The 14,065-nt window shown below is 62.6% G+C and carries 12 protein-coding genes; 4 read left to right on the top strand and 8 right to left on the bottom strand.

The window, feature by feature from the left end; all coding sequences use genetic code 11:
• Positions 1 to 40: 40 nt before the first annotated feature.
• Together PCJ49_RS19620 and PCJ49_RS19615 are read right to left on the bottom strand one after the other, a co-directional pair.
• Positions 41 to 373 carry a hypothetical protein gene (locus PCJ49_RS19620; RefSeq protein WP_269912424.1) on the bottom strand — a complete coding sequence of 111 codons (333 nt, stop codon included), beginning with the start codon at positions 371 to 373 and terminating at the stop codon, positions 41 to 43.
• A gap of 5 nt (positions 374 to 378) precedes the next feature.
• The gene (locus PCJ49_RS19615) at positions 379 to 732 is read right to left on the bottom strand and encodes a hypothetical protein (protein ID WP_269912423.1); all 354 of its coding nucleotides are present in this window, start codon (positions 730 to 732) and stop codon (positions 379 to 381) included.
• A 137-nt stretch (positions 733 to 869) separates the two neighbouring features.
• Here PCJ49_RS19615 and PCJ49_RS19610 point away from each other — a divergent pair, with 137 nt between their 5' ends.
• Positions 870 to 1,355 (top strand): Lrp/AsnC family transcriptional regulator, encoded by a 486-nt coding sequence (locus PCJ49_RS19610; protein ID WP_269912422.1) that lies wholly within the window; start codon positions 870 to 872, stop codon positions 1,353 to 1,355.
• Positions 1,356 to 1,379: 24 nt separating this feature from the next.
• Here PCJ49_RS19610 and ftrA read toward each other — a convergent pair whose 3' ends face one another.
• On the bottom strand, positions 1,380 to 2,363 hold the full coding sequence (gene ftrA / locus PCJ49_RS19605) for a transcriptional regulator FtrA (protein ID WP_269912421.1): 984 nt from the start codon (positions 2,361 to 2,363) through the stop codon (positions 1,380 to 1,382).
• Positions 2,364 to 2,437: 74 nt separating this feature from the next.
• Positions 2,438 to 2,845 (bottom strand): DUF2442 domain-containing protein, encoded by a 408-nt coding sequence (locus PCJ49_RS19600; RefSeq protein ID WP_153202559.1) that lies wholly within the window; start codon positions 2,843 to 2,845, stop codon positions 2,438 to 2,440.
• 215 nt (positions 2,846 to 3,060) lie between these two features.
• Between PCJ49_RS19600 and PCJ49_RS19595 the strand changes: the two genes are divergently transcribed.
• A complete protein-coding gene (locus PCJ49_RS19595) occupies positions 3,061 to 3,456 on the top strand; it encodes a rhodanese-like domain-containing protein (RefSeq protein ID WP_089288603.1) in 396 nt (131 codons plus the stop codon).
• A 187-nt stretch (positions 3,457 to 3,643) separates the two neighbouring features.
• Here PCJ49_RS19595 and PCJ49_RS19590 read toward each other — a convergent pair whose 3' ends face one another.
• From PCJ49_RS19590 to PCJ49_RS19580, 3 genes are all read right to left on the bottom strand, one after another.
• On the bottom strand, positions 3,644 to 5,257 hold the full coding sequence (locus tag PCJ49_RS19590; protein ID WP_269912420.1) for a peptide ABC transporter substrate-binding protein: 1,614 nt from the start codon (positions 5,255 to 5,257) through the stop codon (positions 3,644 to 3,646).
• Between the two features lie 91 nt (positions 5,258 to 5,348).
• The gene (locus PCJ49_RS19585) at positions 5,349 to 6,953 is read right to left on the bottom strand and encodes a peptide ABC transporter substrate-binding protein (RefSeq protein WP_269912419.1); all 1,605 of its coding nucleotides are present in this window, start codon (positions 6,951 to 6,953) and stop codon (positions 5,349 to 5,351) included.
• A gap of 134 nt (positions 6,954 to 7,087) precedes the next feature.
• Complete coding sequence (locus PCJ49_RS19580; RefSeq protein ID WP_269912418.1) at positions 7,088 to 8,674, bottom strand: peptide ABC transporter substrate-binding protein; 1,587 nt, start codon at positions 8,672 to 8,674, stop codon at positions 7,088 to 7,090.
• Between the two features lie 597 nt (positions 8,675 to 9,271).
• Here PCJ49_RS19580 and PCJ49_RS19575 point away from each other — a divergent pair.
• On the top strand, positions 9,272 to 10,762 hold the full coding sequence (locus PCJ49_RS19575) for an acetyl-CoA hydrolase/transferase family protein (protein ID WP_269912417.1): 1,491 nt from the start codon (positions 9,272 to 9,274) through the stop codon (positions 10,760 to 10,762).
• Positions 10,763 to 10,921: 159 nt separating this feature from the next.
• Here the strand turns inward: PCJ49_RS19575 and PCJ49_RS19570 are convergent, their stop codons facing one another.
• On the bottom strand, positions 10,922 to 11,551 hold the full coding sequence (locus PCJ49_RS19570; RefSeq protein ID WP_269912416.1) for an outer membrane beta-barrel protein: 630 nt from the start codon (positions 11,549 to 11,551) through the stop codon (positions 10,922 to 10,924).
• Between the two features lie 557 nt (positions 11,552 to 12,108).
• On the opposite strand from PCJ49_RS19570, the gene PCJ49_RS19565 reads away from it, so the two are divergent.
• On the top strand, positions 12,109 to 13,968 hold the full coding sequence (locus tag PCJ49_RS19565) for a DUF885 domain-containing protein (RefSeq protein ID WP_269912415.1): 1,860 nt from the start codon (positions 12,109 to 12,111) through the stop codon (positions 13,966 to 13,968).
• Positions 13,969 to 14,065: the final 97 nt, after the last annotated feature.

Genomic DNA, 14,065 nt, shown 5'->3' with positions numbered 1-14,065 from the left:
CGGTCGCTGGCCTCCAAGGGTCAGTCCATGACCCTTGGTGTCACGCAATGAGCGCCTGCGGTTCGGCCAGCGCGCGGTGACGTTCCGACGTCAGCACTTGCCGCACCAGCGGAATGGCCCGCAGGCAGCGGGCGATATAATCCGATTCGTCGCGCGTCAGCGTGGGCACCTGCACATCGACATGCAGCGTCTCATCCGGCTCAAACAGGCGGGACTGGACCGAGGAGGGCACCAGCCCGCGCTTGGCGAACAGTTCCAGCACGCGCGGCAGCGAGGCCGGGTCCGGTTCCGCCAGCACGGCAAAACAGGCGGTGCGGCCCGGATCGGTGGGGCGCTGTTCCTGCGGCGGCGGGGTCAGGGTGGGGGCGGGCATTGATCTCACTCGGCAGCGACGAAATGGGCGGGGACGGTTTTGCTGGCGCCGCGCATTTCCGGGCCGACGGACAGCCGGTCATGATCGGCACGGGCCAGACAGCGCGACAGCACGCTGACCGGGTCTTCATTCAGGCCCGCCTCCTCATCCGTCACCAGCATGGCGAAGGCGCGGGTGGAACGCGAGGCGCGCAGGGCGGCATCCACCGCTTCACCCAGATCAACACCCTGCAGGTGCTGCCACGGCACCGGCGTAATCGCGCCATTGGCCGCGCGATGCACCGCCAGGGCAATGCGGGCCCCCGTCGGCTGGTCGCGGTAAACGGTCAGGCTGGCGTGATTTTCATAGGCGGAAGACATCGTGGCGGCCCCGGTAGAGCGTGATGAACAATGTCGATAAGGTAGCGGAGATGCCGGGGCATTTCTTTGCAAGTTTCCTTCTCAGGGAATAATCTGTGCATGAGTTTTGCCAACTTTGCACATGATGGGGAATTTTTATGCATAAAGAGCTGGATGGCTTGGATTGGCGAATCCTGGGCCTGTTGCAGAAGGACGGATCGGCAACGGCGGCGGAAATCGCCGATCAGGTGGGGTTGAGCCAGAGCCCCTGCTGGCGGCGCATCCAGCGGCTGCAGGAAGATGGGGTGATCAAGGGCCGGGTGGCGCTGCTGGACCGCAAGGCGGTGGGACTGAATGTCATGATCTTCAGCCAGGTGAAGCTGGAGGCGCATAGCGGTGACATGCTGGATGATTTCCGCGCCTCCATCCGCCGCATCCCGGAGGTGCAGGAATGTTTCGTGCTGATGGGTCAGGTGGATTTCCTGCTGCGCATCGTCACCAAGGATATTGAAGCCTATGAACAGCTTTTCTTCGAGAAACTGTCCAAACTGCCGGGCGTGCGGGAATTGAACAGCATGATCGTCGTCTCCACCGTCAAGGAGACGACGGAACTGCCTTTGCCGGGTCAGGCCAATCTCCCTTGATCGTGAGTTTTGGGGAGAGTGACCTCAGGGAGAGGCCCCGGCGCCGAACCGGTCCCGGTAATCGCGCGGGGACAGGCCGGTGGCGCGGCTGAAATGATGGCGCAGGGTGGGCGGGGCGCCGAAGCCGGCCAGCCGCGCCACCTCCTCCACCGGCAGGCTTGTCGTTTCCAGCAGGGTCTTGGCCAGTTCCACCCGCACCAGGGCAAGCCAGTCGCCGGGCGTGTGGCCCGTCGCTTCCTGAAAGCGGCGCAGGAAGGTGCGCTCGCTCATGGCGGCGGCGCGGGCCATGGCTGCCACCGTCCAGACCTGTTGCGGGTCGGCACGTATCCGGTCCAGCAGGGGGCTGAGGCGGCTTTGCGGCTGGCGCGGCACCGGGCGGGGGACGAACTGCGCCTGTCCGCCACTGCGATGGGCGGGCACCACCAGCCGGCGGGCCACGCTGTTGGCGGCATTATGGCCGAAATCACTGCGGATAATGTGCAGCATCAGATCAATCCCCGCCGCACTGCCGGCCGAGGTGAAGAGGCGGCCTTCCTGCACATAAAGCACATCGGCATCCAGTTGCACCAACGGATAGGCCTGGGCCATGGCCTCAGCATAGCGCCAGTGCGTGGCCAGCCTTTTGCCGTCCAGCAGACCGGTGGCCGCCAGGACAAAGGCGCCGGAGCAGATGGAGGCCAGCCGAGCGCCACGATCATGCGCCGCACGCAAACGGTCGATCAGGAAAGGCGGCACCGGCACACCGGCCCCCTTCCAGCCGGGTACGATGATCAGGTCGGCCTGATCCAGCAGGTCCAACCCGCCATCCACGGTAAGGCGCAGGCCGCCCTGCGCGCGCAACGGCCCTGGTTCGATAGCGGCGGCCGCGAACCGATACCAGCCCGGCCCCAACTCCGGCCGGGCAAGGCCGAAAATCTCCGCCGTGATGGCAAATTCAAAGGTGCAGAGCCCGTCATAAGCCAGGGCTACGACGAGGGGACCGGCGGGGTTTGGCGGAATATTGTCCATGGCGGCAATTCTGCCAGCGGACATCATTCAACGGCAAGGGGCAAGCTCCAGCAAGCAGGGCGGTGCTTGTCCCTTCACGCCACCTTTGGCGGCCGTCCACCCTTGCGGCCATTCTCACGGGAAGCCGCTGCCTTTGCCGGCGAGCGCGCCTTTCCGCCAGACGAGCCAAGGTTGGCGGCCATCCATTGCTTGGAACCGAAAATACCCTGCAACAGGGCCGGAACATAGATATCGGCATCAAGCTTTGGCCAATGCAGGCCGAGACCTGCAGGGCTGATTTCTATGTCAGCCAGTTCGTCGGGGGCGGCACCCGCCAAGCCTTCCACAAGATCCGGCGGGAAGGCCACCTGGACACCGGTGCTGAGATCAACCACGATACGGGCCGTCCGACGCACAAACTTGGCACCGGTGACATGGCCATGCCGCCGCAGTTCTTCCATGTGCTGGCGGGCAGCGGACAATTCCTGTTCAGTCAGTTCCATGAATGCCCTCCCATTGTCTGCACATTGCCAGCACCATGCCGGCCAGTTCCGTCAGGATGCGCTGTAGTTCTGTACGGGTGAAGCCGTCATATCCCCGCAGCACAGGGGTATGCAGGGGATGGGTTTGGCGGGATATTAATCATCATTGGCAATCCTGCCACTTGGCCGCCTTCCGGCAAAGCGGGAAGCTCCATCGCGTAACCAAGGGAGCCCTGATGATGAGTGCTGTCACCGAAATCCCCGCCGCCCCGTCCGATCTGGCCGTGGCGCATTTTGCCGCCGAATTCAGCTTTGAGACCGATTGCTGGGATGTGCATGACGCCCTGTCACGTGGCCCGGATTTCGTGCTGCTGGATGTGCGGGGGCCGGCGCTGTTTGCCCGTGGCCATGTGCCGGGCGCCATCAACCTGCCCCATGGCAAGATCACCGAACGGCGTCTGGCGGAATGGCCGGCAGAGACGCTGTTCGTCACCTATTGCGCCGGCCCGCATTGCAACGGGGCGGCGCGTGGGGCCCTGCGGCTGGCGCAACTGGGCCGGCCGGTGAAGATCATGGCCGGCGGCATCACCGGCTGGATCGATGAAGGGTTCGATCTGGCCACCGGGGAATAATACCAACCCGCCTAAAGGTTGACCTTTAGGCGGGTTGGAGGCCGGCGACGGCCGGCCCGCGCCCTCATGGGCGCGCAAGCCAAGCTGCCGGATGGCAGCGCCCGGCGACTGAGGGAGATTGGTATAAATGAAAAAGGCCGGCGGAATCGCTTCCGCCGGCCTTGAGAACAGCAACGAGTGTCAGCCCTTATTCCTTCACATCCAGGAAGCGGCTGGGGTGGCTGTCCAGCAGATTATCCTTCCAGCCGATCAGCTTGGGGCTGACCATGTGCTTGGAGCTGTAGAAATGCAGCGGGAAGACGGCTACGTCATCCACCATCAGGCGTTCAGCCTGCTGCATCAGCTCGGCCCGCTGCTCTGCCGTCGGGGCAGCGGTGGCCTGATCCAGCAGCTTGTCATAGGCGGGGTTGCTGTAGCCGGACGGGTTCTGCTTGCCAATGTCGCTGCGTGCCAGATCCAGGAAGCTGGCCGCATCGATATAATCGCCAATCCAGCCATGGCGGACCACGTCCTTGAATTTCTTCTCGTCACGCGTGTTCAGGAACACTTTCCATTCCTGATTATTCAGCGTCGTCTTCACCCCCAGCTTCTGCTGCCACATGGAGGCCACGGCGATGGCCAGTTTGCGGTGGTTTTCGTGGGTGTTGTAGAGGATTTCGATTTCCAGCGGCTTGCCACCCGGCCCATAGCCGGCCTTCTGCATCAGTTCCTTGGCCTTGGCCTCCCGCTGGGCCTGGGTCCAGCTGGCATAATCGGGCACCTGCTGGGTATAGCCTGCCACACCCGGCGGCACGAAGCTGTAAGCCGGCAACTCCCCGCGCTGGTTGATCTTTTCCACCAGAATATTGCGGTCGATGGCAAGGTTGAGCGCCAGCCGCAGATCCTTGTTGGACTTCCACGGTTCCTTGGTCAGGTTGGCAGCAAAGAAATAAGTGCCGAAATAGGGGGCCAGCCGCAGCTCGCTGGCCATATTGGCCCGCAGCCACTGCATCTGCGTCACCGGCACCTCATAGGTGATGTGGAGTTCACCGGCGCGATAGCGCTTCAGCTCCGCATCCAGGTTCTCTGTCGGATAGAACATCACCGTATCGATGGGGGTCTTGGCCGCATCGGGGTGATAAGTGTTCTTCACCAGCTTGACATGGCTCTGCGGCACTGCCTCTGCCAGCTTATAGACGCCATTGGTCACCAGATTGCCGGGCTTGATGAAATCGGCGCCGAACTTTTCCACATTCGTCTTGGACAGGGCGTAGGTGGAATGGTGGTGCAGCATGGACAGGAAGTAAGGCGTGGGCCGTTCCAGCGTTACCTGGAACGTATAATCATCCAGCGCCCGCACGCCCATCTGGTCCACCGGCAGCTTGCCCAGATTGATGGCCTGGGCATTCTTCACCACCCAGAGGAAATAGCCATACTTGGCCCCGTTCTTGGGATCGACCAGACGCTTCCAGGAGAAGACCCAGTCAGCCGCCGTCACCGGCGTGCCGTCCGACCATTTGGCGTTGCGGCGCAGATGGAAAGTATAAACCAGCCCGTCCGGCGAAATGTCCCATTTCTCCGCCGCACCGGGGATCAGCTTGTCGCTGCCATCGGGGATCAGCAATCCTTCAAACAGGTCATATTGAATCCAGCTATCCGGCACCCCGCTGGACTTGGCCGGGTCCAGCGTTTCCGGCTCCGCGCCATTGCCCCGGTGCAGCACCTTTTCCGCCCAGGCGGGGGCCGTGGCGGCGGTCAGGCTGGCACTGGCCAGCATCAGGGCCATGGTCAGACGGCGCAGGTGCCGTGTCACAAACGACATGCGGGAACGCTCCTGTTCAAAGGTCGGATTGCTGCTGAATTGCTGCTGATGGGTTGATTGGGGGCGGTGGCGGGCACCGCCCCCTGCTTTGTCACTTGGCGGCGACTTCCAGATAGCGCGACGGCTGCACGCCCATCGGCGTCGGCCCCCAGCCCTTCACCCGCGGGCTGACCAGATTGCGATAGGCCTGGTGATAGATGGGGATGATGGGCGTATCGGCCAACATGGCAGCCTCCGCTTCGGCCAGCAGCTTCATGCGCTGGGCCGGATCGGTATTGGCATTGGCGGCATCCAACTTCTGGTCGAACACGGCATTGTCATAGCCCGACCGGTTCATCTTGCCCACATCGGAGCGCAGAAGCTTCAGGAAAGTATAGGGATCGGGGAAATCGGCGAGCCAGCCCAGCACGGCCGTGCCGGCATAGGATTTCTCGCCTGCATTCTGCAACACGATCTTCCATTCCTGATTGTTCAGGTTGACCTTGGCGCCCAGCTTGCTCTGCCACATGGAGGCGACGGCCACCATGATCTTGCGGGTGCTCTCATTGGTATTGTGCAGGATTTCCACTTCCAGCGGCTTGCCGCCCTTGCCATAGCCGGCTTCCTCGATCAGACGCTTGGCCTGGGCATCGCGTTCGGCCTGGGTCGCCTTGGCCAGGGCCGGCAGCGGCAGCGTATAGCCGTCAATGCCGGGGGAGGTCAGCGTCCAGGCCGGCACGTCGCCGGCCTTGGTGATCTTCTCCACAATGATCTGCCGGTCGATGGCCAGATAAAGCGCTTCCCGCAGCTTAGGATTGGACTTGAACGGTTCCTTCGTCATATTGATGCCCAGATACTGGGTGCCCAGCACGGGATAGAACATGATGGTTTCCGGCATGTTCTGGCGCAGCCAGTCGATCTGCGTCACCGGTGCCATCTGCACAATATCCAGTTCACCGGCGCGGAAACGCCGCAGTTCCGTTTCCGGGCTGTCGGAATGGTGGAAGACCACGGTATCGATCTTCACCGATGCCGCCTCGCGGAAATGCGGGTTCTTCACCGCCTTCACGAAGGATTGCGGCATATAGGCGTCCAGCTTGTAGGCGCCGTTGGAGACGAGGTTGCCGGGCTTGACGAAATCCGCCCCGAACTTCTCCACATTGGCCTTGGAGATCGGGTAGGTCATGCGGTGCAGCAGGGAGCCCAGGAAATAGCCGGTCGACCGTTCCAGCGTCACCTTGAAGGTGCGGGCATCCACCGCCTGCACGCCCAGCGCCGACACCGGCTGCTTGCCATTGCTGATCGCCTCCCCGTTCTTCACCGGCCAGAGGAAATAAGCATAGTCAGAGGCCGTCTTGGGATCGACCAGCCGTTGCCAGGCAAAGACAAAATCCGCCGCCGTCACCGGCGTGCCGTCCGACCATTTGCCATCGGCGCGCAGGGTGAAGGTATAGGTCAGCCCATCGTCGCTGATGGTCCATTTCTCCGCCGCACCGGGAATGGCCTTGCCATCGGGGCCGAAGGTCAACAGCCCTTCGAACAGGTCGTACCCGATCCGGGCCGATTGCACATCGGTGCCCTTTTGCGGGTCGAGTGAGGTCGGCTCGGCCTGATTGCCCCGGTTCAACACCATGTCCGCCCAGGCGGCGCTGGCGGAAAAACCGGTAGCAAGGGTCAGGGCGACGAAGGCCGTCGCCAGACGGCGGGAAAGGCGCATTGTTATTCTCCAGGGCATCCAACTGCGGCCCCCAGCACCCATGTCCGACGGGGTGGGAGTGGGGGTTTATGTGCGGTCAATCACCCGGACTGTCCAGTGTCGGCAGCGCGCTTTCCTCAGCCGAACGGCATTTTTCAGCGCGCCGCGACGGGAGACAGGAAGCGGCTGGGATTGCAATCCACCGGATTGGGCTGCCAGCCCGCCAGCCGGGGGGAGACCAGCCGCACCCGCGCATAGGTGAAAAGCGGGATGATGGGCGCATCGGCGGCCGCCAGCACCTCTGCCTGATGCAGAATCTCCAGCCGCTTGGCGGGATCGCGTTCCAGCACGCTGGCCGCCATCAGCCGGTCATAGGCAGGATTGCTGTAGGCGGCGGGATTTTCCGGCCCCATCTCCGTGCGCAGGAATTGCAGGAAGGCATAGGGATCATCATAGGCGCCGATGATGCCGTGCCGGGCCAGACCCGGGAAATTATGCGTGCGCCTTGTATCCAGAAACACCTTCCATTCCTGGTTGGTCAGGCTGGATTTCACCCCCAGCCGCTGCTGCACCATGCCAGCCACCGCCACGGCGATGCGGCGATGGTTATCGGCGGTGTTGAACAGGATATCCAGGGTCAGCCCCTGCCCGCCCGGATATCCGGCCTTGGCCAGCAGCGCCTGTGCCTCGGCCACCCGGCGTTCCATCGGCCAGTCGGCCCATGCCGGCCGGGCCGGTTGATAGCCCGTCACCGTCGGCGGCACAAAGGAAAGGCTGGGCATCTCCCCGCCCTGGCTGATCCGTTCGGTCAAGACCTCCCGGTCGATCACCATGGACAGGGCCCGGCGCAGGTCGGGCTTGGATTTCCAGGGCTCCTTTTCCGTGTTGAAGGCCAGGAAATAGGTGCCCAATTGCGGCGACAGGCGCAGCGCATCGGGCAGGTTGGCCTTGGCCCAGGGGATTTGCGCGGGTGGCAGCGTATAGCTGGCGTCCAGCTCCCCGGCGCGGAAGCGCTTCAGCTCCGTTTCCTGATTCTCCGTTGGGTAGAAATAGACCGTATCGAAGAAGGCTTTGGCGGCATCGCGGTGGAACGGGTTGCGTTCCAGCTTCACATGGCCTTGCGGCACCTGTTCCACCAGCCGGTAACCGCCGGCGGAGACAAGGTTACCGGGCTTGAAGAAATCCCGCCCCAGCGCTGTCACCCGGGATTCCGGCAGGATCACCAGCATGGGGTAAGAGAGCAGGGAGATGAAATAGGGGGTTGGCTCCTCCAGCGTGAAGCGCACGGTTTGCGCATCCAGCGCCGCCACGCCCAAGGCCGTCATATCCGTCAGCGTGCCGGTGCTGAGCGCGCGGGCATTCTTGATCGGCCAGACGAAATTATTGTTCCGGCTGGTCGCCGGGTTGGCCAGCCGGCGGAAGGAGAAGACGACATCGCCGGCCGTGATCGGGCTGCCATCGGACCATTTGGCCCCATCACGCAGATGGAAGGTCACCTGCAGCCCATCCGGGCTGATCTCCCAGCGGTCGGCGATGGCCGGCTGCGGCTTGCCATCCGGCCCACGGGACAGCAGCCCTTCATAGATATCGTAGAAGATCATGGCTTCCGGCAGGCCGGTCGCCTGATGCGGGTCCAGCGTTTCCGGCTCCGCCCCATTGCCCCGCCGCAGCACCGTTTCCGCCCCCGCCAGCCCCGGCAACAGCAAACAGAAGAACAGGGCAGCGAACAGGCGCTTCATCATGCCGGTGATCCTTGAAGGGCGTTGGGCCGGCCCGGATTGTGGGCAAAGCGGCGGGATGCCGCAAGGGCGGGATGGGGGAAGCCCAAGGGTGAACGCGTGGGGGCGGAAAGCTGAGTGTCCGTCTGAGAATTTTTTCTTTTTTATCAATATTTTACTTCTTTCACGCCGTCACCCCGGCGAAGGCCGGGGTCCAGACTCAAAGGGCGTTTCGCTCTACGAACCTGGACCCCGGCCTTCGCCGGGGTGACGGTGAAATTGAAATCAAAGAAAACTTTCAGGACAGACACGGACACCTCCGTTTCGTTTCAAAAGAATCAAAGTATAAAAATCACCAAACGGCCCACATTGAAAAACAATCCGTTTTATCTCAGACGAAACATCCGCAAAATTTAATAAATAATAATTTCCCAACAAAATCAAATATAGCGAATTCATCTATCAATTTGACTCAATTCTTCAATGCGGCAAATTGTTACAGGGCGCGGTCCATTGCCGCAGGCCGACACCCATGCGCATATTCAACAGGAAAGGTGGCTGCCAATGCCACCGGTTGAAGATGCGGCAAGCAACGCTGGAAAAACCCCAAGAAGGTAGAAAATGTACGCCGACCGGATTCGCCGTCAGTCCCTGCTGGATAAGATCGTCACCCCCGAAGAGGCCGCCCTGCTGATCAAGGATGGCATGACCATCGGGATGAGCGGGTTCACCCGCGCCGGTGATGCCAAGGCCCTGCCCATTGCCATTGCCGAACGCGCAGCCAAGGAACCGATCCGCATCACCTTGATGACGGGCGCCTCGCTGGGCAACAATATCGACAAGATCCTGACGGAGGCCGGCGTGCTGGCCCGCCGCCTGCCCTTCCAGTCCGACCCCACCCTGCGCGCCGCCATCAACCGGGGGGAGGTGATGTTCATCGATCAGCACCTGTCCGAAACGGTGGAGCAGCTCCGTTCCGGCCAGATGGGGCCGATCGATTATGCGATCGTGGAGGCAACCGCCATCACTGCCGATGGCGGCATCGTGCCCACCACCTCGGTCGGCAATACGGCCAGCTTCGCCATTCTGGCGGAAAAGGTGATTGTGGAGCTGAACCTGTCGCAGCCGCTGGAGCTGGAGGGGCTGCACGATATCTATATCCCGACCAAGCGGCCGTCGCGCACGCCGATCCCCGTGGTCTCCTGCGACAGCCGGGCGGGCACGCCCTATATCCCCATCGATCCGGCCAAGATCGCCGCCATCGTGGTGACGCATAAGCAGGACAGTGCTGCCAATGTGGAACCGCCGGACGATGGCACCCGCGCCATTGCCGGCCACCTGATCGATTTCTTCAAGCATGAGGTGGCGCGCGGCCGGCTGGACATGACGCTGAACCCGCTGCAAGCGGGTATCGGTTCCATCGCCAATGCCGTGCTGCATGGGCTGATCGACAGCCCCTTCCATGATCTGCGCATGTATAGCGAGGTGTTGCAGGACAGCACCTTTGACCTGTTCGATGCCGGTAAGCTGAATTTCGCGTCCGGTTCGTCGGTCACGCTCTCGGCCGAATGCGGCGGGCGGGTCTTCTCCCGCATCGCGCAGTACCGCAACCGGCTGGTGCTGCGGCCGCAGGAAATTTCCAACCATCCGGAGGTGATCCGGCGTCTGGGCGTCATCGGCATCAATACGGCGCTGGAGTTCGACATTTACGGCAATGTCAATTCCACCCATGTCGACGGCACCATGATGATGAACGGCATTGGCGGTTCGGGGGATTTCGCCCGCAACGCCTATCTGTCGATCTTCGTCACCAAATCCCTGGCCAAGGGCGGGGCGATTTCATCCGTCGTGCCCATGGTCAGCCATGTCGACCATACCGAACATGATGTGGATATTCTGGTGACAGAGGTGGGGCTGGCCGATCTGCGCGGGTTGGCCCCGCGCGAACGCGCAGGCGTGGTCATCGCCAACTGCGTCCATCCCAGCTACCGCGACCAGCTTTCCGATTACTTCAATCGGGCCAAGGCGCGCGGCGGCCATACCCCGCACCTGCTGGAAGAAGCGTTTTCCTGGCATGTCCGCCGGCAGCAGACGGGCAGCATGAAGGGGTAAAAATAAAAGGCCCCGGCGTGTGGGATACGCCGGGGCCGCCGCGAATGGTGTGACTGGAGGGGGGGACCGGCCCCAATGGGGGAGAGGGAGGGCCGGATCACACCATTCGAGGAGAACTGGATACGGGCGGAAACGCCCGCATCCCTGTTCCTGGAAACATCAGAAGCGATATGCCACGCCCACGCGGATCTGGCTGTCATCCGGCTGCAGGCTGTAGGCAGTGCCACCAGCGGTATACTTCAAAGCCTTGTAGTCGGTGTAGTTATATTCCAGACGGGCCAGAATATTATCGGTCACCGCATATTCCACACCGCCACCAACGCGCACCCCGTTCAGGGTATCGCTCTTGCTGAAGCTGCTGCCGGCCAAGGCAGACGTCACCTCGTAATTGGTGCGCTGCCAGCCAACGCGGCCGTAAATCAAGGCGTCATTGGTCACCAGATAGCCGGCGCGGGCAGAGATGCCATAGGTCTCGTTACCATCCAGGCCGGTGACGCGACCGCCGACCAGCTTGGTCTTGTCGCTCAGTTCCAGGCCGCCCAGTTCGCCTTCACCACCGACATAGAAGCGATTGAAGGTCTTGCCGTAACCGAAAAAGCCACCATAGGTCCAGCCATCCAGGTTCAGATCGGCCTTGGCACCGGGGGCGCGGGTGGTGTCGCTGCTGTTGGTATAGCCCGTATAGACGCCGACATAGGGGCCGTCAAAGGGGGACTGGGCAAAGGACGGGGCCGCTGCAACGGTCATCAGGGCAACACCACCAAGCACAGCATAAGCAAAACGCGACATTTTCATCTCCTCAAGGTTCCCTGAAGGCAGAGTCTGCCTGTGGCGTGAAATCAACACGCAGATCAGGACCACCTTCTTCTTTGGTCTTCCATTCACGTCGCCGGCCCGATGATTAATCGATCGCCGTGGCGCCGTGTGGTGTGATTGGTATAGCCGGGTGTGAACGGTGTTCGATGTGCGTCACATCACATCAGCCATGAGCGCGGGTGATGGGGCCATTGCACCGCACAGATGGACAGCACCTTGAATTGCCATAATTGAAACCCCAGGCGGGGGCAGGACGCGATCACCCCGACAGCCATGGATCATGGCTGTCGGGGGGTTTCATACCATCGGTCAAAATTTTCGACCGATGAGACGGCGGCATCTGTCGCCTTTGCTTGCGCGCCACGCGGCGCGGACCGGCAGTCGCCGGCCCCCAAGGGGCATTGCGAATGCCCGCTGGAGTGAAGCTTTGCCAATGTGCGACTTGCCGCGCCGCTGTCCCCGTGCCTAAAGTTTGTGCCGGGCGGCCGGGCGCTGGCTGTCCGGGATGTTGGCTGCAAGGGACGTCGCGCATGAACCCGCCTCACCGCCCGCAACACCCCGCCGCACCGCCTGTAATCGGGCGGCGGGCCCTGATATCGGCCGGTGGTGCTTTGCTGGGCTGGGGGCTGCTGGGCGGGATGCCGGGGCAGGCGGCCGGTGCCGGGGGCGATGCGGCGCTGAACCGGTTTTTTGCCGAGACCTTTGCCGCCCAGGCCGACCGTTCCCCGGAATTGCGGACCTGGCTGGGTCTGCCCGGTGATCAGAGCGGTTGGGATGATCTGTCAGAGGCAGCCCTGGCGGCCGAGGATGCCAGGCTGGCCGAGAATCTGGCCCAGCTGCGGCGGGATTTCCCCGTTGCCAGCCTGTCCCCCGCCGGGCGGCTGAATAAGCTTCTGTGGGAATATCAGGCCGAGGAAAGGCTGGGTGAGGCGCGCTGGCGCGGCAACAGCTATGCGGCCGACCATTTCAATGGCCGCCATGGGGAGATCATTGATCTTCTTTCCACCTATCACCCGCTGCGCGATGCGGCCGATGCCCAGGCCTGGATCGGGCGGGTGCGCGGCATCGCCCAGCCGGTGGATCAGCTGATCAGCACGCTGGAGCGGCGGGCGGCACAGGGCATCATCCCACCGCGCTTTTCGGTGGAGAAAAGCCTGCAGGCCGTGCGCAATGTGCTGATCGGCCGCCCGTTCGAGCCGGAAAGTGACGTCGACTCGGGGCTGTTGTCCGGCTTCCGCAACCGGCTGGGGCGCACCAGCCTGCCCCCGGCAGAACAGGAAACGCTGGTCGCCGCCGCCACCCAGGCATTGCGGGAAGGTTTCACACCGGCCTGGACGCGGCTGTCGGCGGCACTGACCCATCAGCTGGAACAGGCCGATGACCGGGACGGGGTGTGGAAGCTGCCACAGGGGCCGGATTATTACCGCTGGTGCCTGAAACGCCATACGACCCTGGACCTGGAACCGGAAATGGTCCATGCGCTGGGCCTGCAGGAGGTGCGGCGCCTGCAGGAAGAGATGGTGGCGGTGAAGACGCGCGCCGGCTTCAGTGGCGATCTGATCGCCTTCAACCAGTTCCTGCGCAGCGATCCCCAGTTCTATTTTCCCAATGATGAAGATGGCCGCGCCGGCTATCTGGCCGGCGCGCGCTTGATTCTGGACAAGGTGAAAGGGGTGCTGGAGGGCCAGTTCACCCTGAAGCCCAAGGCGCCCCTGGAGGTGCGGCGGTTTGAGCTGTACCGGGAGGGCAGCGAGACCATTGCCCGCTATTCCCCGCCGGCCAGTGACGGCTCCCGCCCCGGCATCTATTACGTCAACCTCTCCAACATGAAGGAAATGCCGATCTGGCAGATGGAGGTGCTGGCCTTCCATGAAGGGCTGCCCGGCCACCATATGCAGATGGCCCTGGCGCAGGAAATGACTGGCCTGCCGGAATTCCGCCGCCACCAGACCCACACGGCCTATGTGGAAGGCTGGGGGCTTTATTCGGAGCGGCTGCCCAAAGAGCTGGGCTTTTACGAAGATGCCTATGCCGATTTCGGACGCCTCAGCTTCGAACTCTGGCGGGCCATCCGGCTGGTGCTGGATACCGGCATCCATGTGAAGAAATGGTCGCGCCAGCAGGCCATCGATTATTTCACCAGCAATTCCGCCTTTACCGCCGAGGTGGCTGCGCGGGAGGTGGATCGCTACATCGTCTATCCCGGTCAGGCCTGCGCCTATTATCTGGGCCTGCGTAAATTGCTGGAATTGCGCGAAAAGGCGAAGAAGGAGCTGGGCCACGCCTTCGATATCCGGGGCTTCCACGATACGATCCTGGCCAATGGCTCGGTGCCGCTGGGCGTGCTGGAACAGGTGGTGGATGGCTGGATCGAGGGACGGCGGGGCTGAGCCTGCGCCGGGCGGCTGTATGCTCCACGCCCCTTGGTACAGGCGCTTGGCAGGAAATGGCGCGGGCGGGCAATGAATCGGTGCCGATATTGCCCTA

This window comes from Niveispirillum sp. BGYR6 (assembly GCF_027568365.1).
GTDB lineage: Bacteria > Pseudomonadota > Alphaproteobacteria > Azospirillales > Azospirillaceae > Niveispirillum.
This window is presented reverse-complemented; position numbering and strand designations above follow the sequence as displayed.